This window comes from Mycobacterium sp. PTI7, from assembly GCF_056679845.1.
The window spans coordinates 5,686,342-5,706,587 of sequence record NZ_CM155252.1; the positions used below are offsets into that span (position 1 = coordinate 5,686,342).

Genomic DNA, 20,246 nt, shown 5'->3' on the forward strand with positions numbered 1-20,246 from the left:
GGCGGAATCTGGTGTGCGTGCGGCGGGCTACGGACGCCGCGCCGGCGCATACGGCGCCGAGACGAACCAGCCGGTCACGCCCCTGACGGCGTGCCGGATGGACCCGTCGGACTCGTTCCGCAGGAGCGCGGTGCATCCCGGCTGCGGCGCGATCGCGAAGTCGCGATCGCCGATGGTCGTCCTGTCGGGGCCGGACACCACCTTGGTGGTGACGCCCTCGCGGCCCGTGACCGCGGGCAGGTACGAGGTGCCGTCGACCGACAGCACCAGCGACATCGCGCCCGCGCTCGCGTTGAACACTCCCTGCGGGGCGACGCCGCTCGTCGAGGTGATGAATTGATCCACCTCGTACCCGGTGCTGGTGTTGACCACCAGCGTGCCGGAGTCCGGACCCTGGTCGACCGCGGTGCGGTACTTGGTCCAGCGCGAACTGGTGAACGTCAGCGCGTCACCGCGTACGAAGCGCACCGACGAGCCGCCCTTGGTCACCCGCAGGAAGCGGCACCCGTTGACGGTGATGGTCGCCGGGCCGGTCTCGCCGTCACCCACCACGATGTCCTCGTCGCGGATGCGCTCGAAGTTGATGCCGTGCAACGAGATCGACCTGGTGTCGTTTCCGAGCGCGACCAGACCCCGCCCGCAGCCTGCGAAGTCGCCGCCGATCCACTCCATGGTCTCGACGCCGTTCTCGATCATGACGGCGGTATCGCTGTCGACCGCGCTGCAGTTGCGCAGCCCCAGCGGCGACGTCGGTGCGAAGTCGGTGCGGGGAAAGAGCCAGCCGGTGCCCGCGCCGCTGACGCTGACGCCGTCATAGCCGCCGTCCCAGCCGGATTCGTGCCGCACGCCCACGCCGTGGCCGAACACCGTGACGTCGCTGACCGAGAACCGCGACGCCAGCTTGACGCTCAGCCCCACCAGGTCGCGGCCCTTGTCCGCCGCGGTGAGGGTGACTCCGGACAGCGACCAGTCGGACAGGTATTCGTCACCGCCGGGTACGCCGTGTGCCGTCACCGCGGCGCCGGTGCCCTCGTTGCGCAGCACCGTGATGCCGCGGCCCGCGCCGCGGACGTTGACCCTGCCCGTGACGGGCAGCGTCAGACCGGCGATCGCGTACTCGCCGCCGGGGAGCACGACGTCCGCCCCGGAATCCACCGACTCCTTGACGGCGTCGTCGAGCGCGGCCGAGTTCGCCGCGGCGTCGGCCGACGTGGACAGCGCCGCCCGAACGCTGCGCGCGGTCACCTCCACCTCGACGGACCCGGCGTCCGGCCGCTGGCACGCCGACGCGACGGCCGCCGCACCGGCGCCGATCGCCACCGCGGAGATGGTCAGCATGCCGCGCCTGCTGCGGTCGACGCCGTCGGCGGCAGGTGCGGTGGGCTTGTCGGCTGCGCTCACGGTGGGTCCTTCTGTCTCGGGCGGGACGTGCCGGGAGATCGCGTGGGCCGACCGGCGCGGGGACCGGAGCCTCGACTCTCGCGCCCTCGGACGCAGATGCTAGTTGCCAGAACGCCATGCGCGGGACCAACCGAAGGGGTGAGGTCATGCTGAGTCGGATCCGCGGGGCGGCGCCGGTGCTCGTCGCACTGGCCGCCGCGATCGCCGCGGGCGCGGCCGTCGCGGTCGATCCCCGCTTCCTGGCAGTGGAGGCGCTGCTGCTCCTCGTGCTCGCCTCGCTGTTCTACCCCGGCACGTGGTGGCAGCTGGCCCCGCTGGCGATCCTCGTCGTGTCACCGTCGATCTTCGTCGACTCGGTCGGCAACCCCCTGCCCAACGGCGACGCCGCGCAGAAGGCGTTGCTGATCGTCGTCCTGCTGTGCCTGCTGATCACCGCGGGCGGCAGGTGGTCGACCATCGGCGGCGCGGCCGTCGCCACGATCGGCATCGCGTTCGTGGTATCCGCCCTCGACATCGGCGGGGCAATCGACGTCGAGATGGGCACCGCCGCCCGCGCATTCATCGGCTACGCGCTGCCGTGGACGTTCCTGTTCGTCAACTGGCGGCGCATCGGGGTCGCCCGCGGGCTGACGTTCCTGGCGCAGCTGCCGCTGTGGTGCCTGGTGGCGGGGCTGTTGCTGCAGTTCGCCGGCATCACGACCGTGCTGCGCGTCGAGGACACCGGCGTACCCCGTCTGCAGGGCGCGTCGCTGCCCGCGCACCTCGCGATGCTCGCGCTGATCGGCCTGACCGCGAGCCTGTGCCTGCTGGCGTCGGCGCACGCGCCCCGCGGTCCGCAAACCTTCCTGTGGGCGGGTCTCAACCTCGTCGTGCTGATCGGCACCGCCACCCGCGGCGCACTGGTCGTCGGCTGTCTCGTCACGCTCGCATTCGTCGCCCAGTCGCTGCTGCGCAAGCGGTCGGTCACGCGCCGCGCTAAGCGGGCGGCCTGGCTCGTGACGGGGGTCGGTGGAGCGGCGATGGTGTTCGCCGCCCCGGAGCTGATCCGCCGCAGCATGGGCAACAGCTACGAGGGCACGTTCAACACGTCCGGCCGCGATCAGGCGTGGGAGTTCTTCTACGGTCTCGCCAGCCAGAGTCCGGTCACCGGGCGGGGATTGGGCTTCGCCACGGTCGCCGTGCAGATGTTCGCGCCGCCGCACGTGCAGAAGCAGTTCGTCGCGCCGCACAACGAGTACATCCACCTCGTCCTCGATGGTGGCGTGTTCTTCGCGCTCGGCCTGCTCGCCGCGATGATGGCCCTGTTCTACCGGGCGGCGCGCGCCCAGCGCGGCACCACCCGGTGGACGGTCGCCGCCTTCGCCGTGGGGGTGCTGTTCTACTCCGCGATCGACAACACCTTCTCCACACCACAGTTCACCGTCCTGGTGGTGATGCTGCTCGGCCTGCTCGCCGCGCACCCCGCCCCCGACGCCGCGGCACCGCCCGCCGCCATCGACCACACCCGTGTCCCGGTACCAGCAGGAGGAGGTCGGTCATGACCGCCCACGAGATGCCCCCGCGTTCCTTCGAGCGCTCCCGTGTCCTGCAGGACCGGTTGCACGAGGTCGTGCCCGGCGGCGCGCACACGTACGCCCGTGGCTCCGACCAGTTCCCGGAGTTCATGGCGCCGGTGCTGGTGCGCGGCCAGGGTTGCCGCGTCTGGGACGTCGACGGCAACTCCTACGTCGAGTACGGCATGGGGCTGCGGTCGGTCACGCTCGGACACGGATACCAGCCCGTGGTCGAGGCGGTCAGCAGGACCATCGCCGACGGGGTCAACTTCAGCAGGCCCACCGAGCTGGAACTCGCTGCGGCCGAGGACTTCCTGGACCTGGTGCCGGCCGCGGACATGGTGAAGTTCGCGAAGAACGGATCGGACGCCACCACCGCCGCGGTCCGGCTGGCGCGCGCAGCCACCGGGCGGACCCGGGTCGCGGTGTGCCGCCAGCCGTTCTTCTCGACCGACGACTGGTTCATCGGCACCACGCCGATGAACGGCGGGGTCCCCGCCGCGGCCGCCGAGTCGACCGTGCGCTTCGGCTACAACGACCTGCCGTCGGTGGCCGCCGCACTGGCCGGCGACGACGTCGCCTGCGTGATCCTGGAGGCGGCGACCGCACTCGCCGAGCCGCAACCGGGATTCCTCGAAGGCGTTCGCGCGCTGTGCGACTCGCACGGCACGCTGCTGGTATTCGACGAGATGATCACCGGCTTCCGCTGGTCGGCGGGCGGTGCGCAGGGCGTGTACGGCGTCGCCCCCGACCTGTCCTGCTGGGGCAAGGCGATGGCCAACGGCTTCCCGCTGTCCGCGCTGGCCGGCAAGCGGGAGTACATGGAACTCGGCGGGCTGCGGACGGAGAAGGACCGCGTGTTCCTGCTGTCGACCACCCACGGCGCCGAGACGTCGTCGCTCGCCGCCTTCCGCGCCGTCGTGCACGCCTACCGCACGCAGGATCCGATCGGCCGGATGGAGGCCGCGGGCCGCCAGCTCGCCAGCGAGATCTCGGCGGCGGTGTCCGCGGTGGGCCTGGACTACTACGTCGAGGTGCTGGGCAGGCCGTCGTGCCTGCTGTTCTCCACCCGCGGCGCCGACGGGCAGCCGTCGCAGGCGTACCGCACGCTGTTCCTGCAGGAGTTGCTGCGGCGCGGGGTGCTCGGCCAGTCGTTCGTCACCTCGGCCGCGCACGCCGCGGCGGACGTGGACCAGACCGTGGCCGCGGTCACCGAGGCGCTGACGGTCTACCGGCGGGCGATCGAGGCGAAGTCGGTCGAGGGTCTGCTGGAGGGGCGCCCGGTGGCGCCCGCGATCCGTCGCACCGCCGAACCTCGGTTCATCGCGCGACGCGCGTAACGGTCACCGAGCCGCGCGGGTGGCGGGGTGGATCGCGATCAGGCCGAGCCCGCCGCGCCGCCTGCACATCGCCGCCAGCTCGCCGTAGGCCTTCTCGCCGAGCAGCTCGGTGAGTTCGGGTGCGTACGACTCCCAGACCGGGCGCGTGCCGACGTGGGCCGCGGGATCGCCGCTGCAGTACCAGTGCAGATCCTCGCCGCCCTCGCCCCAGCCGCGGCGGTCGTACTCGGTGATCGTCGTGCGCAGGATGTCGCTGCCGTCGGGCCGCTCCACCCATTCCTGCGTGCGGCGGATCGGAAGCTGCCAGCACACCTCGGGTTTCATGGTCAACGGCTCGACGCCCAGCTTGAGGGCCTTCGAGTGCAGGGCACAGCCGATGCCGCCGGGGAAGCCCGGCCGGTTCAGGAAGATGCACGCACCCTTGTACTTGCGCGTCCGCCAGTTCGGCTTGCCGTCGTACTCGTCCATCTCGAGGTATCCCTTGCGGCCCAGCGCCTTGGACCGGAACTGCCAATCCTCGTCGGTCAGCATCGACGCCGCGTCGTCGAGCATCGCGCGGTCGTCGTCGTCGGACAGGAAGGCGCCGTGCGAGCAGCAGCCGTCGTCCGGCCGGTCGGCCACGGTGCCCTGGCAGGCGGGGGTGCCGAAGACGCACGTCCACCGCGACAGCAGCCACGTCATGTCGGCCGCGATGAGGTGCTCGGGGTTCTCGGGATCGTAGAACTCGACCCACTCGCGGGCGAAGTCCATGTCGACTTCGCCGGGATGCCGTGTCTTCTGCCGGTCGCGCGAGTGCTCGTCGCCGGTCTTCTGCTCTTCGCGCAAGCGCTCATCGCCGGTCCCCGTCACGGAAACCAACGGTAGACCCGTTAACGTGGGCTGCGTGCGATTGGGCGTGCTCGACGTGGGCAGCAACACAGTTCACCTGCTGGTAGTCGATGCCAGGCGGGGTGGTCACCCCACGCCCATGAGTTCCACCAAGGCGTCGCTGCGGCTGGCGGAGGCCATCGACGGCTCGGGCAAGCTCACCCGCAAGGGCGCCGACAAGCTGGTCGACACCATCGACGAGTTCGCCAAGATCGCAGCCAGTTCGGGATGCTCGGAGCTGATGGCGTTCGCGACGTCCGCGGTGCGCGACGCCACCAACTCCGAGGACGTGCTGGCGCGGGTGCGCACCGAGGCGGGCGTGGCCCTGAAGGTGCTCAGCGGCGTCGACGAATCGCGTCTGACCTTCCTGGCCGTGCGTCGGTGGTACGGCTGGAGTGCGGGCCGGATCACCAACATCGACATCGGCGGCGGCTCACTCGAACTGTCCAGTGGCGTCGACGAGGAGCCGGACGTGGCGCTGTCCCTGCCGTTGGGTGCGGGCCGCCTCACGCGCGAGTGGCTGCCCGACGACCCGCCGGGCCGGCGCCGCGTGGCGATGCTGCGCGACTGGCTCGACACCGAGATGGCCGAGGCGGGCGCCAAGGTGCTCGACGCCGGCGCCCCCGACCTCACGGTCGCGACGTCCAAGACGTTCCGCTCGCTCGCGCGACTCACCGGTGCGGCGCCTTCCGGCGCAGGACCGCGTGTGAAGAGGACACTGACGGCAGCGGGCCTGCGACAGCTCATCGCGTTCATCTCCAGGATGACCGCCGCGGACCGCGCCGAACTGGAAGGGGTGAGCACCGAACGTGCGCCACAGATCGTGGCGGGCGCACTCGTTGCCGAAGCGAGCATGCGGGCACTGTCGATCGACACGGTGGACATTTGCCCCTGGGCGTTGCGAGAGGGACTGATTTTGCGGAAACTCGACAGTGAAGCCGACGGAACCGCCCTGGTGGAGTCTTCCGCGGACTTGGCCAAGGCCAGAGGCAGCAGACGATGACTGATTCAGACGACAACGCCACCCGGCCCATCTCGGTGGCCGAACTCCTCGCGAAGAACGGCACCATCGGCGCACCGCCGGCGGGCGGCCGCCGCAGGCGCAGGCGTGGCAACACCGATTCGGTGACCGTCGCCGAACTCACCGGCGAGATCCCGATCATCAGCGCCGCCCCCGAGGAACTGGCGCAGACGCGTCCCGCCAAGAAGCCCGCCGCCGTGGCGCCGGTCGTCGAGGAGCCGGTCGAGGAGCCCGTCGCCGCGGCGCCGGTCGTCGAGGAGCCCGCCGAGGAGCCGGCCGTCGAGGAGCCCGCCGAAGAGCCCGTCGCCGAGGAGCCCGCGGCCGACGAGCCGAGCCCCGGTGCGGCCGACTACGCGTCGGTCAGCGAATCACCCGCACCCGAGGTCACCGCCGAGGAATCCGACGTCGTCGACGACCCCGAGGCCGACGAACTGGTCGAGCTGGACCCGACGCCCGCCGACGACGCCGAGGAGGCCTACGCGGCACACCTCGAACAGCGCGACGCCGATCCCGCCCCCATCGCCTTCGCCCCGCCGCTGCGCCGACCCGGTGCCGCCACCAGCACCGGCTTCTCCGCCGCCGGCGGCGCCGAGGAGATGAGCCCCGACCCGTCCTTCGACGACGACGACGATCTCGGCGCCGATGACGGCATCGACCTCGACTTCGCCGGAATCGCCGCCGACAAGGGCGATTCGACGACGAAGAGCCCGTCGCCGTCCTACCTCCGGTCCGCCGACGACACGCTGTTCGGCGACGGTCAGTCGATGGCCGACGATCTCGCGCGCCGCGGCACCCGGCCCGGCCCCGAGGACATCGACCTCGGCGACGAGGACCACGCGGATGACACCGTCGCCGTCGACGTGACCCCCGCCGCCACCACCGAGACACGCGGCTCGGCGTTCCTGCGCGGCGTGTGGGTGGTCGGGCAGTGCATCCTGGCGGTCGCCTTCGGCGCCGGACTGTTCATCGCGTTCGACCAGCTGTGGAAGTGGAACAACATCGTGGCGCTGGTGCTCTCGGTGCTGGTGATCCTCGGGCTGGTCGTCGGCGTGCGCGTGGTGCGCAAGACCGAGGACATCGGAAGCACGCTCATCGCGGTCGCGGTGGGTGCACTGGTCACGCTGGGGCCGCTGGCGCTCCTGCAGTCGCACTGAGGGTCGAGACAGATCCCCGGTGCGCCCCGCCATCAAGGTCGGTCTCTCGACTGCCTCGGTCTACCCGTTGCGGACCGAGGCGGCCTTCGAATACGCCGCGCGACTGGGATACGACGGCGTCGAACTCATGGTGTGGGCCGAGACGGCCAGCCAGGACGTCGATGCCATCGCCAAGCTGTCGCGGACGTATGACGTCCCGGTGCTGTCGGTCCACGCACCCTGCCTGCTGATCTCGCAGCGGATCTGGGGTGCCAACCCCATCCCCAAGCTGGAGCGCAGCGTGCGGGCCGCCGAGGCGCTCGGCGCGCAGACCGTGGTGGTGCACCCGCCGTTCCGCTGGCAGCGCCGCTACGCGGAGGGCTTCACCGAGCAGGTCGCCGAACTCGAGGCTGCGAGCGACGTGATGGTGGCGGTGGAGAACATGTTCCCGTTCCGCGCCGACCGCTTCTTCGGGGCCGGGCAGTCCTCGATCGAGCGGATGCGTCGCCGCGGTGGCAGCCCGGGTACGGGCATCTCGGCGTTCGCCCCGTCGTTCGACCCGCTCGACGGCGACCACGCGCACTACACGCTCGACCTGTCGCACGCGGCGACGGCCGGCACCGACGCCATCGAGATGGCGCAGCGGATGGGTGAGGGACTGGTGCACCTGCACCTCTGCGACGGCAGCGGCGCCGCCACCGACGAGCACCTGGTGCCCGGCCACGGGTCGCAGCCCGCCGCGGAGATCTGCCAGATGCTGGCCGCCAGCGACTTCTCCGGCCACGTGATCCTCGAGGTCACCACGTCGCGGGCGCGCAACGCCGCCGAGCGCGAGCAGCTCCTCGTCGAGTCGTTGGAGTTCGCGCGGGAACACCTGCTGCGCTGACAGATTGGGGTATCAGTGACGGAATCCACGTCGTTCACCGAGGCGATGCAGTTGACGCCGGTGGACAGCGACGGGCCGGTCTCGCGGTTCGACGGCTTCGTCAACGAGAACTGGACGATCGGGCCGAAGGTGCACGGGGGAGTGATGCTCGCGCTGTGCGCGAATGCGGCGCGGACGGCGGCGGGTGCGGCCGGCGGGCTGGAGCGCAGCGACCCGGGAAACGAATACGGCCTGCAGCCGATCGCGGTGTCGGGGAGCTTCCTGTGGGCGCCCGACCCCGGGTCGATGCGCGTCACCGCGACCACCCGCAAGCGCGGCAGGCGCGTCAGCATCGTCGACGTCGAACTGGACCAGGGGGACCGCACGGCCGTCCGGGCCACCATCACGCTGGCCGAGCCGGAGCACGACGTCGCACCGCTGCTCGTCGCGAACCCGGTGGTGCCGCTCATGACGCCCGAACCGCCGCCCGGGCTCGAACCGATCGGGCCGGGCCACCCGATGGCCGACGTCGTGCACCTCGCCCGCGGCTGTGACATCCGGCCGTCGCTGACCACCATGCAGCCGCGCTCCGACGGCGGTCCACCGGTGATCGAGTACTGGGTGCGGCCGCGGGACTGCGCGCCCGACGTCCTGTTCGCCCTCGTGTGCGGCGACGTGTCGGCGCCGGTGACGTTCGGCGTCAACCGGCTCGGTTGGGCGCCCACGGTGCAGCTGACGGCCTATCTGCGGGGCATCCCGGCAGACGGGTGGCTGCGCGTGCTGTGCACGACCATGCAGATCGGCCAGGAGTGGTTCGACGAGGACCACGTCGTGGTCGACTCCGCCGGCCGGATCATCGTGCAGACCCGGCAACTGGCGATGGTGCCCGCCCAGGCCTGACGCCGCCCGGGGTGGGGGTGACGTGCAATGCTTTCCGCGTGGCGAGAATCGCGATCATTGGCGGCGGAAGCATCGGCGAGGCGCTGCTCTCGGGACTGTTGAAGGGTGGGCGGCAGGCCAAGGACCTGGCCGTCGCGGAGAAGGATCCCGCGCGGGCCAAGCACCTCTCGGAGCAGTACTCGGTGTTGCTCACCTCGGTCGCAGACGCCGCCGAGAACGCCGCCTACGTCATCGTCGCGGTGAAGCCGAGCGACGTGGAGTCGGTGGTGGCGCAGATCGCCGACGCGTTCGCCGAGGCCCACGACGGCAGCGCCGAACAGGTCATCGTGTCGGTGGCGGCTGGCGTCGGCACCGCCTTCTACGAGTCGAAGCTGCCCGCGGGGTCGCCGGTGGTCCGCGTGATGCCCAACGCCCCGATGTTCGTCGGGGTGGGGATGAGCGCGGTGTCGCCCGGGACCTACGCGACCCCCGAGCAGGTGAAGGACGTCGCAGCGATCTTCGGCGTCGTCGGCGAGGTCGCGGTGGTCCCGGAGACGCAGATCGACGCCGTCACGGCGGTGTCCGGGTCCGGTCCCGCGTACTTCTTCCTGATGGCCGAGGCACTGGTGGACGCCGCCGTCGCGACGGGCCTGCCGCGCCACGTCGCGACCGAATTGGTGTCGCAGACGATGGCCGGTTCGGCGGCGATGCTGCTCGATCGCCTCGAGCGGCGCCCCGCGGGTGTGGACGGGGCCGCGGGCCCGGCGCCGGACACCAGCCCCGCCCAGCTGCGGGCGATGGTGACGTCTCCGGGCGGCACCACGGCCGCTGGTCTGCGGGAACTCGAGCGAGGGGGCCTGCGGACCGCGGTGGACAACGCGGTCGCCGCGGCAAAAACACGCTCTGAGCAGCTAGGAATTACATCAGAGTAGTTAATGAATTTCCGACGAGTTACCCCACACCCGTCGCAATAACCACAACTGCCACGCTATTCTCCTCGTTGTATGCACGGACCTGCGCCAGCGGTGGGGAAGCCGCTGGCAGGGCCGTGCCTGATTGATTGGGTTGCGATGACGTCTATGAACGGGCCATCGGCACGCGATTCCTCTGGCGGCAAGGCGCGTGATGCCGCCGGAGGATCCGGGGATGGTCAACAGCCCCGTGCTCAATTCCTCACCGTCGCCGAGGTGGCCAGCTTGATGCGGGTCAGCAAGATGACGGTCTACCGACTGGTCCACAACGGCGAACTTCCCGCCGTCCGGGTCGGCCGGTCCTTCCGCGTGCACGCCAAGGCGGTGCACGACCTCCTGGAGACGTCGTACTTCGACGCCGGATAGCCGAGCCCCTGGGGGTACGGCAGCAGGCGTTTTCGTCCGCACCCGGTGGCCGGGTAAGGTGACCAGGTCAGTTAACGAGGCGTACTCGAGATCGTCAGCCTCAGTTGTCCTCGGTTTGTCTTAGGTAGCGGAGTTCATGGGTTCAGTCATCAAGAAGCGGCGCAAGCGCATGTCGAAGAAGAAGCACCGCAAGCTGCTTCGTCGTACCCGGGTGCAGCGCAGAAAACTTGGCAAGTAGTTCTCGGCCTCAGCCGATAGGCTGAGCCGATGGACGCTGACGGACGCTCTGGTGGGCGGTCCGAGCCTGGCTCGACGTCCACCGGTGGATCGGATGCCATCGAACCGCCGAATCATCCGAAGGTGGTGCTGGTCACCGGTGCCTGCCGATTCCTCGGCGGCTACCTGACGGCACGTCTGGCGCAGAACCCGCAGATCGATCACGTGATCGCGGTGGACGCCGTCATGCCGACCAAGGACCTGCTGCGCAGGATGGGCCGCGCCGAGTTCGTGCGCGCCGACATCCGGAATCCCTTCATCGCGAAGGTGATTCGCAACGGCGACGTCGACACCGTGGTGCATGCCTCGGCGGCGTCGTACGCCCCGGGGTCGGGCGGCAGGGTCGCGCTCAAGGAACAGAACGTGATGGGCGCGATGCAGTTGTTCGCCGCCTGCCAGAAGGCGCCGTCGGTTCGCCGGGTGGTGCTCAAGTCGACCTCGGAGGTCTACGGCTCGAGCGCGCACGACCCGGTGATGTTCACCGAGGACAGCAGCGCACGACGCCCACCGGGCGAGGGCTTCGCCCGCGACAGCATCGACATCGAGGGCTACGCCCGCGGCCTGGCCCGGCGCCGGCCCGACATCGCGGTGACGATCCTGCGCCTGGCCAACATGATCGGGCCGGCGATGGACACGGCGCTGTCGCGGTACCTGGCCGGACCCATGGTGCCGTCGGTCCTCGGGCGCGACGCCCGTCTGCAACTGCTGCACGAGCAGGACGCGCTCGGGGCGCTCGAGCGCGCGACGATTGCCGGCCGCGCGGGCACCTTCAACATCGGCGGCTCGGGCATCATCATGATGTCGCAGGCCATTCGCCGTTCAGGCCGGGTTCGCCTGCCCGTTCCGAAATCGGCATTGTCTGCCGTTGATTCGCTGAGACGCGCAACCCGCTACACTGAGGTCGATCGTGAGCAGCTCAGATACCTGAGCTACGGCCGGGTGATGGACACGACGAGGATGTTCGACGAGCTGGGTTATATCCCGAAGTGGACGACGGCGGAAGCTTTTGACGATTACGTCCGCGGTCGCTCGTTGACGCCGATCATCGATCCTCGCTGGGTACGCTCCATGGAGCATCGCGCCGTGGCCGTAGCGCAACGACTGGGCCGGTGACAAGACGTGGAACCCGTGGGAGGAGGCAGCGACATGGCAGGTGAATCCAAGGCGAATGTGATTCCGCTGCACTCGACTTCGAGTCGGTCATCGGCAGCGCGACGTGCCGCGGCACGCGCCGAGAGCACCAGGCGGCATCCGTCGCTGCTCGCCGATCCCGGCAGTCGGGCGTCGGCCGAGCAGATCGCCGCGGTGGTCCGTGAGATCGACGAACGCCGCAGCGCGGTCGGCGGCGCGAGCGAGGACGACACCCCCAACGAACTGGCCCAGCGCATCTCCGCGGTGGCCGAGTTCGTCCGCAAGCGGATGACCGGGGACTACGAGGTCGACGAGTTCGGCTTCGACCCCCACCTCAACAGCGCAATCTTCCTGCCTTTGCTGCGCGGGCTCTTCAAGTCCTGGTTCCGGGTCGAGGTCAGCGGCATCGAGAACCTCCCCGAGACCGGTGCCGCGCTCATCGTGGCAAACCACGCCGGCGTGCTCCCGCTGGACGGGCTGATGGCATCGGTGGCCGTCCACGACAACCATCCGGCGCACCGCGACCTGCGTCTGCTGGCCGCCGACATGGTCTTCGACATGCCCGTCATGGGTCAGGCGGCGCGCAAGGCCGGCCACACCATGGCCTGCACCGCCGACGCCCACCGGCTGCTGGCCGCCGGCGAACTGACCGCCGTGTTCCCCGAGGGCTACAAGGGTCTCGGCAAGCCGTTCCGCGACCGGTACAAGCTACAGCGCTTCGGCCGGGGCGGCTTCGTCTCGGCAGCGCTGCACGCCCGCGCGCCGATCGTGCCGTGCTCGATCGTCGGGTCCGAGGAGATCTACCCGATGCTCGCCGACGTGAAGTTGCTCGCGCGACTGTTCGGCCTGCCGTACTTCCCGGTGACGCCGCTGTTCCCGCTCGCCGGTCCGCTCGGACTGGTTCCGCTGCCGTCGAAGTGGCACATCCAGTTCGGCGAGCCGATCAGCACGGCCGACTACGACGAGTCCGCGGCCGATGACCCGATGGTCACGTTCGAGCTGACCGACCAGGTGCGCGAGACCATCCAGCAAACGCTGTACCAGCTGCTGGCCAACCGCAGGAACACCTTCCTCGGCTGACCGCCCGCGACGGTCGAACGGGCCTACTTGGCCGCGTTACCCCGTTGCCCGGCAATCATGTTCGCGATCGCGGCGTCACGCGCGGCGGCGATCTGAGCGCTGACCTCGTCGGACTCGTCCCTGCTGGCCTCGCCGAACATCGTGACCACCGACGTCAGCACGGGCTTGCCGTCGTCGTCGGTCACCTCACCGCGGATCTCGGTGATCACGGTGCCGTGCGACTCGATGACCGAATCCAGGTAGGAGTCGAACCACAGCCGGTCGCCGACGACGATCGGGCGGTGAAAGGTGAGCTTCTGGTCGCGGTGCAGGACCCGCTCCATGTTCACCGGCACGTCGAACTGCTCGAAGATCTCCTGCTGCACCCGGCGGCCCGCCACGGCGACGAAGGTCAGCGACGCGACCAGGCTGTCGTACCCGCACTCCTTGGCGGCGTCCTCGCTGTGGTGGGCGGGATGGTCGTCCTTGACCGCGCGCGCGAACTCACGGACCTTCTCCCGGTTCACCTCGAAGAAGTCGGGATACCGGTAGTGGGTTCCGATGATGTCGGCGGCGATGGTCATGGTCGGTGCTGTTCCTATCGTGGTCGGAGCGGCGCGAGTTTATCAGCGGAGGTGCTCCCGACGGTGTGGCTAGTGGCCGCCGTCGCGGCGGGACACGACCGCGGCCAGGGCGCCGCCGACCGCGCCGAGGGCCAGCGCCGACGGCACCCCGATCCGCGCGGCCTTGCGCGCGGTGCGGAAGTCGCGGATCTCCCAGCCCCGCTCGCGGGCCAGGCCCCGCAGCGCCGAGTCGGGGTTGATCGCCACGGCGGTGCCCACCAGCGACAGCATCGGCACGTCGTTGAAGCTGTCGGAGTAGGCCGTGCAGCGCCGCAGGTTCAGCCCCTCGCGGATGGCGAGCGACCGCACGGCATGCGCCTTGCCCGCGCCGTGCAGGATCTCCCCGACCAGCCGACCGGTGAAGACGCCGTCCACGGACTCCGCGACCGTGCCCAGCGCGCCGGTCAGGCCGAGCTTGGTGGCGATCGTGGCCGCCAGCTCGTAGGGCGTCGCGGTCACCAGCCACACCTGCTGGCCGGCGTCGAGGTGCATCTGCGCCAGCGCCCGGGTCCCCGACCAGATCTTGTCGGCGATGATCTCGTCGAAGATCTCCTCGCCCACCTCGGCGAGTTCCGACGTCGGCCTGCCCTCGATGAACGCGAGCGCCTTGCGCCTGCCCGCGGCGACGTCGTCGCTGTTCTCCCTGCCGGTCAGCTGGAACTTCGCCTGCGCGTAGCCGAAGCGGGCCAGGTCGCCATAGGTGAAGTACTTGCGGGCGGCGAGCCCCCTGGCGAAGTGGACCAGCGAGGATCCCTGTACGAGGGTGTTGTCGACGTCGAAGAAGGCGGCCGCGGTCAGATCGGGCGGCGGCGGCGGCGAGGGCGACGCCTCTGCGAGCACGCCCTGCTCGCCGACCAGCACGTCGGAGTCGGCCTCGGCTTCACGGTCACCGGACTCGGGCACGCGTCAACCCTAGGTCACGCCATACTCGGTGGCGTGATGCGAGTGGGCGAGCAACCGCGCCGAGAGGTGGTCCTGCTGAGCCGGGCAGGGTGCAGCCTCTGCGACCGGGCCGGGGTCCAGCTGGCCGCGCTGGCCGAGGAGCTGGGCTTCGAGCTGTCCACCACCGACGTCGACGCCGCAGCCGAGGCGGGGGACGCCACGCTGCGGGCCGAGTACGGCGACCGGCTGCCCGTCGTGCTGCTCGACGGGACCGAGCACAGCTACTGGGAGGTCGACGAGGTGCGGCTGCGCGCCGACCTCGGCGGGCTGTGACATCGCTCCCACGGGCTGTGATACTGCTCAGCAAATTTGGAGGACCGGTCACGCTGCGACTACCTTCGGATACGTGGTGACGAGGCCATGAGCGTTCTCCTGTTCGGCGTGTCGCATCGCAGCGCGCCCGTGTCCGTGCTGGAACAGCTGAGCACCGCCGAGTCGGACCAGGCGAAGATCGTCGAGGAACTCCTCCGGTCGTCGCTGGTCACCGAGGCCATGATCCTGTCGACCTGCAACCGGGTCGAGATCTACGCCGTCGTCGAGGCGTTCCACGGCGGACTCTCCGTGGTCGGCCAGGTGCTCTCGGACCACTCCGGGATGTCGCTGCAGGACCTCACCAGGTACGCCTACGTCCGGTACGCCGAGGCCGCCGTCGAGCACCTGTTCGCGGTGACCAGCGGCCTGGACTCCGCCGTGATCGGCGAGCAGCAGGTGCTCGGGCAGGTCCGCCGCTCCTACGCCGCCGCCGAGGCCAACCACACCGTCGGCCGCACCCTGCACGAACTGGCGCAGCGCGCACTGTCGGTCGGCAAGCGCGTGCACTCCGAGACCGGTATCGACGCCGCGGGCGCCTCGGTCGTGTCGGTCGCGCTCGACATGGCCGCCACACGGCTCGGCGCCGACGGCGTGGACGGCCTCGCCGGCCGCACCGCCGTCGTGGTCGGCGCCGGATCGATGGGCGCGCTGGCCGCCGCCCACCTCGTCCGGGCCGGCATCGGCCGGGTGCACGTCGTCAACCGCACCCTGCCCCGCGCCGAGCGGATCGTGGCGAACCTGCGGGCCCAGGGCGTCGAGGCCGACGCCTTCCCGTTCGACCACCTGCCGCCGGTGCTCACCGACGCCGACGTGGTCGTGTCCTGTACGGGCGCGGTGCTTCCCGTCGTCTCGCTGGCCGACGTGCACCGCGGTCTCGCCCACGGCCAGGAACCCAAGCAACTCGTCATCTGCGACCTCGGCATGCCCCGCGACGTCGACCCCGCGGTGGCCGGCCTGCCCGGCGTGCACGTGATCGACATGGACCGCATCCAGCGGGAACCGGCGTCGCGTGCCGCGGCCGGTGACGCCGAGGCAGCCAAGGCGATCGTCGCCGCCGAGGTCGCCAACTACCTCGCGGGCCAGCGGATGGCCGAGGTCACCCCCACCGTCACCGCACTGCGGCAGCGCGCCGCCGACGTCGTCGAGGCCGAGCTGCTGCGCCTCGACAACCGCCTGCCCGGCCTGGACGCCTCGCACCGCGACGAGGTGGCGCGCACCGTGCGCCGGGTCGTCGACAAGCTGCTGCACGCCCCCACGGTGCGGGTGAAGCAGCTCGCCGGGGCGCCCGGCGGCGACAGCTACGCCGAGGCGCTGCGCGAACTGTTCGAACTCGACCCGCAGGCCGTCGACGCCGTGGCCGGTGGCGAATTGCCGCTGATGGCAGGCGAATCCATCTTCGATCCGGAAAAGACCGAGTAGCGCTTGCCCACTTCAGCAATTGAATCGGCCGTGATCCGCATCGGTACGCGCGGCAGTCTGCTGGCCACCACCCAGGCCGGCCTGATCCGCGACGAACTGATCTCCCGAGGGCATCAGGCCGAGCTGGTGATCATCTCGACGGCGGGAGACCGCTCCAGCGCCCCCATCGCCGACATCGGCATCGGCGTGTTCACCGCCGCACTGCGCGAGGCGATCGCCGACGGCCGGGTCGACATGGCCGTGCACTCGTACAAGGATTTGCCGACCGCGGCCGACCCGCGGTTCTCGATCGCGGCGATACCCCGTCGCGAGGATGCCCGGGACGCGCTCGTCGCCCGCGACGGAATGGTGCTGGGGGAGTTGCCGACCGGCTCGGTGATCGGAACGTCGAGCCCACGGCGGACCGCGCAGCTTAGAGCACTGGGTCTGGGTTTGGAAATCCGCCCCCTACGAGGCAACCTAGACACCAGGTTGAACAGGGTAAGTAGCGGTGATCTCGACGGTGTCGTCGTCGCCCGAGCGGGCCTGGCCCGCATCGGACGTCTGAAGGACATCACCGAGACCCTGGAGCCGGTGCAGATGTTGCCAGCACCGGCGCAGGGAGCGCTCGCGGTGGAGTGCCGCGCGAGCGATGCCGAGCTGGTCGCACTGCTCGCAAAGTTGGACGATTCCGACACGCGGGCGGCGGTCACCGCAGAACGTGCCCTGCTCGCCGAACTGGAGGCGGGATGTTCCGCGCCGGTGGGCGCGATCGCGGAAGTGGTCGAGTCCATCGACGAGGAGGGCAACGTCTTCGTGGAACTGTCGCTTCGCGGCTGCGTGGCGACGTTGGACGGATCCGACGTGATCCGTGCGTCCGGCATCGGGACTCCCGATCGGGCACGAGAGCTCGGGCTCTCGGTGGCCGGGGAGTTGTTCGAGCTGGGAGCGCGAGAACTGTTGGTGGAGTTGACTGATAGAGCGGGAGCGAAAGATGACGACCCGACGTAGGCACAAGCCCGGCCGCATCACGTTCGTGGGTTCCGGGCCGGGGGACCCTGGTCTCCTGACGACCCGCGCCCGCATCGTGCTGACCAATGCCGCGCTGGCCTTCACCGACCCCGACGTGCCCGAGGCGGTGCTCGCCCTCATCGGCTCCGAGCTGCCGCCACCCTCGGGCCCCGAGGCGCCGGCCAAGACCGACGACGCCGCCGACGGCGACGCCGGCACGACCTCCGACGCCACCGTCGCCGTGCCGAACGGCGTCGACGTCCGGCCCGCGCTCGGCGATCCCGCCGAGGTCGCCAAGATCCTGGTCAACGAGGCACGCTCCGGCGTCGACGTGGTGCGCCTGGTCTCCGGCGATCCGCTGTCGGTGGATGCCGTGCTCGCGGAGGTCACCGCCGTCGCCCGCTCGCAGGCGCACTTCGAGATCGTGCCGGGCCTGCCCGCCACGACCGCCGTCCCGACCTACGCGGGGCTCCCGCTGGGTTCGGCCCACACGGTGGCCGACGTCCGCGGCGACGTGGACTGGGCCGCGCTGGCCGCCGCCCCCGGCCCGCTGATCCTGCACGCGACGGCGTCGCACCTCTCCGACACGGCCCGCACCCTCATCGAGTACGGGCTGACCGACAGCACCCCGTGCGTCATCACCGCCAATGGCACCACCTGCCAACAGCGTTCGGTGGAGACCACGCTGGCCGGCCTGCTCGACAAGGCCACCCTGGCCGGCAGCGAGCCCGCGGGCCCGCTGGCCGGACCGCTGGTGGCCACCATCGGCAAGACCGTCGCCAACCGCGCCAAGCTGAACTGGTGGGAGAGCCGCGCCCTGTACGGCTGGACCGTGCTGGTGCCGCGTACCAAGGACCAGGCGGGCGAGATGAGCGATCGTCTGGTGTCGCACGGTGCCCTGCCCATCGAGGTGCCGACGATCGCCGTCGAGCCGCCGCGCAGCCCCGCGCAGATGGAGCGTGCGGTCAAGGGTCTGGTCGACGGCCGGTTCCAGTGGGTCGTCTTCACCTCCACCAACGCGGTGCGTGCGGTGTGGGAGAAGTTCAACGAGTTCGGTCTCGACGCGCGGGCGTTCTCCGGCGTCAAGATCGCCTGCGTCGGACAGGCCACCGCGGATCGCGTGCGCGCGTTCGGCATCAATCCGGAGCTGGTGCCCTCGGGTGAGCAGTCCTCGCTCGGGCTGCTCGACGAGTTCCCGCCGTACGACGACATCTTCGACCCGGTGAACCGGGTGCTGCTGCCCCGCGCCGACATCGCCACCGAGACGCTGGCCGAGGGTCTGCGCGAACGTGGCTGGGAGATCGAGGACGTCACCGCCTACCGCACGGTGCGCGCGGCCCCGCCGCCGGCGCAGACGCGCGAGATGATCAAGACCGGTGGCTTCGACGCCGTGTGCTTCACGTCGAGTTCGACGGTGCGCAACCTCGTCGGCATCGCCGGCAAGCCGCACGCGCGGACCATCGTCGCGTGCATCGGGCCCAAGACCGCCGAGACCGCAGCGGAGTTCGGGCTGCGCGTCGACGTCCAGCCGGAGACGGCGGCCGTCGGTCCGCTGGTGGAGGCGCTCGCCGAGCACGCCGCCCGCCTGCGTGCCGAGGGTGCCCTGCCGCCGCCGCGCAAGAAGAGCCGTCGCCGCTAGCCGTTCGACGGACTCCTCCATGGCCTTTCCCCGACACCGTCCGCGGCGTCTGCGCAACACCCCGGCTATGCGCCGACTGGTGTCGCAGACCTCGTTGGAGCCACGGCATCTCGTACTGCCGATGTTCATCGCCGACGGCATCGACGAGCCACGCCCGATCGCGTCGATGCCGGGCGTCGTGCAGCACACCCGCGACTCGCTGCGCCGCGCCGCGGTGGACGCGGTCGCCGCGGGCGTCGGCGGTCTGATGCTGTTCGGGGTGCCGCGCGACGAGGACAAGGACGCCATCGGCTCGGCGGGCACCGACCGCGACGGCATCCTCAACGTCGGACTGCGGGACCTGGCTGCCGAGGTCGGTGACGCCACCGTGCTGATGGCCGACACCTGCCTCGACGAGTTCACCGACCACGGGCACTGCGGCGTGGTCGACGCCGCGGGCCGGGTCGACAACGACATCACCAATGCGCGGTACGTGGAACTGGCGGTCGCACAGGCGGAGTCGGGTGCCCACGTGATCAGCCCGAGCGGGATGATGGACGGTCAGGTGGCCGCCATCCGGGACGGACTGGACGCCGCCGGCCACACCGACGCGGCCATCCTCGCCTACGCCGCGAAATTCGCGTCCGGCTTCTACGGCCCGTTCCGCGAGGCGGTGGCCTCGAGCCTGTCCGGCGACCGGCGCACCTATCAGCAGAACCCCGGCAATGCCCGCGAGGCGATGCACGAGATCGAACTCGACATCGACGAGGGCGCCGACATCATCATGGTGAAGCCCGCCATGTCCTACCTCGACCTGGTTCGCGCCGCGGCCGACGTCTCACCGGTTCCCGTTGCGGCCTATCAGGTCTCGGGCGAGTACTCGATGATCAGCGCCGCCGCGGCCAACGGCTGGATCGATCTGCAGACCGTCGCGCTGGAGACTCTGGTCGGCATCCGGCGAGCCGGCGCGGACATCGTGCTGACCTACTGGGCGGCGGACGTCGCCGGCTGGTTGGCGTGACGGACGACGAGACCCCTGACGGCATCCCCGAGGACGTCGTCACCGGCTTCTGGCTGTGGGTCGTCGCGCTGCCGCTGATGGTGGGCGGCTACGTGGTGGACCTGGTCACCGCACCCGACCAGCCGTGGGTGGTGACGGCCTTCGCCGGCTTCTCCGCGGTGGTGATCGCCGCGATCTCCGTTGCGCTGCTGCTCCTGCTCCGGCAGGGCTACCGCTGGGCGCGCACGCTGCTCACCGGCGGGGCCGCCGCATCCGTGGTCTACATGGTGGGCAACCTGTTCGCCGTCGAGCGCCCGGAGGTCGCGGCGCCCGTCTACGCGGGCTGCGCGATCATCGGCTCGGTGCTGGTCGCGGGCGGGGTGTACCTGCTGCACCGCAAGGACGCCCACGCGTACTTCGTCCGCTGACGACCCGCGCGCTTCTACCGCTGACGTCTCGCCGAGGGTGACCGATAGGCTG

The 20,246-nt window shown here is 70.5% G+C and carries 21 protein-coding genes; 17 read left to right on the forward strand and 4 right to left on the reverse strand.

All coding sequences use genetic code 11. From position 1 onward, the window contains the following. Window positions 1–27 precede the first annotated feature (27 nt). Window positions 28–1,401: a hypothetical protein gene (locus tag AC1MEY_RS27335; RefSeq protein ID WP_480228460.1), complete on the reverse strand. Its 1,374-nt coding sequence runs from the start codon at window positions 1,399–1,401 to the stop codon at window positions 28–30. A gap of 146 nt (window positions 1,402–1,547) precedes the next feature. Between AC1MEY_RS27335 and AC1MEY_RS27340 the strand changes: the two genes are divergently transcribed. Continuing rightward, entirely contained in the window at window positions 1,548–2,942 is a 1,395-nt protein-coding gene (locus AC1MEY_RS27340) for an O-antigen ligase family protein (RefSeq protein ID WP_480228461.1), read from the forward strand. Then, complete coding sequence (locus AC1MEY_RS27345; protein WP_480228462.1) at window positions 2,939–4,294, forward strand: glutamate-1-semialdehyde 2,1-aminomutase; 1,356 nt, start codon at window positions 2,939–2,941, stop codon at window positions 4,292–4,294. The genes AC1MEY_RS27340 and AC1MEY_RS27345 overlap by 4 nt, the downstream gene beginning before the upstream one ends. A gap of 3 nt (window positions 4,295–4,297) precedes the next feature. Here the strand turns inward: AC1MEY_RS27345 and AC1MEY_RS27350 are convergent, their stop codons facing one another. Next, complete coding sequence (locus tag AC1MEY_RS27350) at window positions 4,298–5,044, reverse strand: DUF3109 family protein (protein ID WP_480231700.1); 747 nt, start codon at window positions 5,042–5,044, stop codon at window positions 4,298–4,300. A 133-nt stretch (window positions 5,045–5,177) separates the two neighbouring features. Between AC1MEY_RS27350 and AC1MEY_RS27355 the strand changes: the two genes are divergently transcribed. From AC1MEY_RS27355 to AC1MEY_RS27395, 9 genes are all read left to right on the forward strand, one after another. Further along, a complete protein-coding gene (locus tag AC1MEY_RS27355) occupies window positions 5,178–6,164 on the forward strand; it encodes a Ppx/GppA family phosphatase (RefSeq protein WP_480228463.1) in 987 nt (328 codons plus the stop codon). Beyond that, a complete protein-coding gene (locus AC1MEY_RS27360; RefSeq protein WP_480228464.1) occupies window positions 6,161–7,336 on the forward strand; it encodes a hypothetical protein in 1,176 nt (391 codons plus the stop codon). Before AC1MEY_RS27355 ends, AC1MEY_RS27360 begins: the two co-directional genes overlap by 4 nt. A 19-nt stretch (window positions 7,337–7,355) precedes the next feature. Continuing rightward, on the forward strand, window positions 7,356–8,201 hold the full coding sequence (locus tag AC1MEY_RS27365; protein WP_480228465.1) for a sugar phosphate isomerase/epimerase family protein: 846 nt from the start codon (window positions 7,356–7,358) through the stop codon (window positions 8,199–8,201). Window positions 8,202–8,216: 15 nt separating this feature from the next. After that, window positions 8,217–9,080 (forward strand): thioesterase family protein, encoded by an 864-nt coding sequence (locus AC1MEY_RS27370; RefSeq protein ID WP_480228466.1) that lies wholly within the window; start codon window positions 8,217–8,219, stop codon window positions 9,078–9,080. Between the two features lie 38 nt (window positions 9,081–9,118). Further along, window positions 9,119–9,991: a pyrroline-5-carboxylate reductase gene (gene proC / locus AC1MEY_RS27375; RefSeq protein ID WP_480228467.1), complete on the forward strand. Its 873-nt coding sequence runs from the start codon at window positions 9,119–9,121 to the stop codon at window positions 9,989–9,991. Window positions 9,992–10,129: 138 nt separating this feature from the next. Continuing rightward, complete coding sequence (locus AC1MEY_RS27380) at window positions 10,130–10,396, forward strand: helix-turn-helix domain-containing protein (protein ID WP_163796757.1); 267 nt, start codon at window positions 10,130–10,132, stop codon at window positions 10,394–10,396. Window positions 10,397–10,532: 136 nt separating this feature from the next. Next, entirely contained in the window at window positions 10,533–10,634 is a 102-nt protein-coding gene (locus AC1MEY_RS27385; RefSeq protein WP_003402602.1) for a 30S ribosomal protein bS22, read from the forward strand. A gap of 29 nt (window positions 10,635–10,663) precedes the next feature. After that, entirely contained in the window at window positions 10,664–11,785 is a 1,122-nt protein-coding gene (locus tag AC1MEY_RS27390) for an SDR family oxidoreductase (RefSeq protein WP_480228468.1), read from the forward strand. A 33-nt stretch (window positions 11,786–11,818) separates the two neighbouring features. Next, window positions 11,819–12,883 carry a lysophospholipid acyltransferase family protein gene (locus AC1MEY_RS27395; RefSeq protein ID WP_480228469.1) on the forward strand — a complete coding sequence of 355 codons (1,065 nt, stop codon included), beginning with the start codon at window positions 11,819–11,821 and terminating at the stop codon, window positions 12,881–12,883. Between the two features lie 23 nt (window positions 12,884–12,906). Here AC1MEY_RS27395 and AC1MEY_RS27400 read toward each other — a convergent pair whose 3' ends face one another. Beyond that, window positions 12,907–13,446, reverse strand: coding sequence for an FAS1-like dehydratase domain-containing protein (locus AC1MEY_RS27400; RefSeq protein ID WP_480228470.1), 540 nt, complete (start codon window positions 13,444–13,446; stop codon window positions 12,907–12,909). A gap of 69 nt (window positions 13,447–13,515) precedes the next feature. After that, window positions 13,516–14,346, reverse strand: a complete 831-nt coding sequence (locus AC1MEY_RS27405; RefSeq protein WP_480231701.1) for an HAD family hydrolase — start codon at window positions 14,344–14,346, stop codon at window positions 13,516–13,518. A gap of 78 nt (window positions 14,347–14,424) precedes the next feature. Between AC1MEY_RS27405 and AC1MEY_RS27410 the strand changes: the two genes are divergently transcribed. From AC1MEY_RS27410 to AC1MEY_RS27435, 6 genes are all read left to right on the forward strand, one after another. Beyond that, on the forward strand, window positions 14,425–14,700 hold the full coding sequence (locus tag AC1MEY_RS27410) for a glutaredoxin family protein (protein WP_480231702.1): 276 nt from the start codon (window positions 14,425–14,427) through the stop codon (window positions 14,698–14,700). 87 nt (window positions 14,701–14,787) lie between these two features. Continuing rightward, a complete protein-coding gene (locus AC1MEY_RS27415) occupies window positions 14,788–16,158 on the forward strand; it encodes a glutamyl-tRNA reductase (protein ID WP_480228471.1) in 1,371 nt (456 codons plus the stop codon). A gap of 30 nt (window positions 16,159–16,188) precedes the next feature. Beyond that, on the forward strand, window positions 16,189–17,148 hold the full coding sequence (hemC, locus tag AC1MEY_RS27420; protein WP_480228472.1) for a hydroxymethylbilane synthase: 960 nt from the start codon (window positions 16,189–16,191) through the stop codon (window positions 17,146–17,148). Beyond that, window positions 17,132–18,787 (forward strand): bifunctional uroporphyrinogen-III C-methyltransferase/uroporphyrinogen-III synthase, encoded by a 1,656-nt coding sequence (locus AC1MEY_RS27425; RefSeq protein ID WP_480228473.1) that lies wholly within the window; start codon window positions 17,132–17,134, stop codon window positions 18,785–18,787. Before hemC ends, AC1MEY_RS27425 begins: the two co-directional genes overlap by 17 nt. Window positions 18,788–18,806: 19 nt before the next feature. Then, window positions 18,807–19,787: a porphobilinogen synthase gene (gene hemB / locus AC1MEY_RS27430; protein WP_480228474.1), complete on the forward strand. Its 981-nt coding sequence runs from the start codon at window positions 18,807–18,809 to the stop codon at window positions 19,785–19,787. Further along, window positions 19,784–20,194, forward strand: a complete 411-nt coding sequence (locus tag AC1MEY_RS27435) for a hypothetical protein (protein WP_480228475.1) — start codon at window positions 19,784–19,786, stop codon at window positions 20,192–20,194. Before hemB ends, AC1MEY_RS27435 begins: the two co-directional genes overlap by 4 nt. Window positions 20,195–20,246 lie beyond the last annotated feature (52 nt).

Excerpts from the sequence above, each read along its gene's own strand:
- AC1MEY_RS27385 (WP_003402602.1), top strand. The coding sequence starts at position 10,533 with ATGGGTTCAGTCATCAAGAAGCGGCGCAAGCGCATGTCGAAGAAGAAG.
- AC1MEY_RS27360 (WP_480228464.1), top strand. The coding sequence starts at position 6,161 with ATGACTGATTCAGACGACAACGCCACCCGGCCCATCTCGGTGGCCGAA.
- AC1MEY_RS27340 (WP_480228461.1), top strand. The coding sequence starts at position 1,548 with ATGCTGAGTCGGATCCGCGGGGCGGCGCCGGTGCTCGTCGCACTGGCC.
- AC1MEY_RS27380 (WP_163796757.1), top strand. The coding sequence starts at position 10,130 with ATGACGTCTATGAACGGGCCATCGGCACGCGATTCCTCTGGCGGCAAG.
- AC1MEY_RS27345 (WP_480228462.1), top strand. The coding sequence starts at position 2,939 with ATGACCGCCCACGAGATGCCCCCGCGTTCCTTCGAGCGCTCCCGTGTC.
- AC1MEY_RS27400 (WP_480228470.1), bottom strand. The coding sequence starts at position 13,446 with ATGACCATCGCCGCCGACATCATCGGAACCCACTACCGGTATCCCGAC.
- AC1MEY_RS27395 (WP_480228469.1), top strand. The coding sequence starts at position 11,819 with ATGGCAGGTGAATCCAAGGCGAATGTGATTCCGCTGCACTCGACTTCG.
- AC1MEY_RS27415 (WP_480228471.1), top strand. The coding sequence starts at position 14,788 with ATGAGCGTTCTCCTGTTCGGCGTGTCGCATCGCAGCGCGCCCGTGTCC.
- AC1MEY_RS27425 (WP_480228473.1), top strand. The coding sequence starts at position 17,132 with ATGACGACCCGACGTAGGCACAAGCCCGGCCGCATCACGTTCGTGGGT.
- AC1MEY_RS27410 (WP_480231702.1), top strand. The coding sequence starts at position 14,425 with ATGCGAGTGGGCGAGCAACCGCGCCGAGAGGTGGTCCTGCTGAGCCGG.
- hemB (WP_480228474.1), top strand. The coding sequence starts at position 18,807 with ATGGCCTTTCCCCGACACCGTCCGCGGCGTCTGCGCAACACCCCGGCT.
- AC1MEY_RS27390 (WP_480228468.1), top strand. The coding sequence starts at position 10,664 with ATGGACGCTGACGGACGCTCTGGTGGGCGGTCCGAGCCTGGCTCGACG.
- AC1MEY_RS27350 (WP_480231700.1), bottom strand. The coding sequence starts at position 5,044 with ATGGACTTCGCCCGCGAGTGGGTCGAGTTCTACGATCCCGAGAACCCC.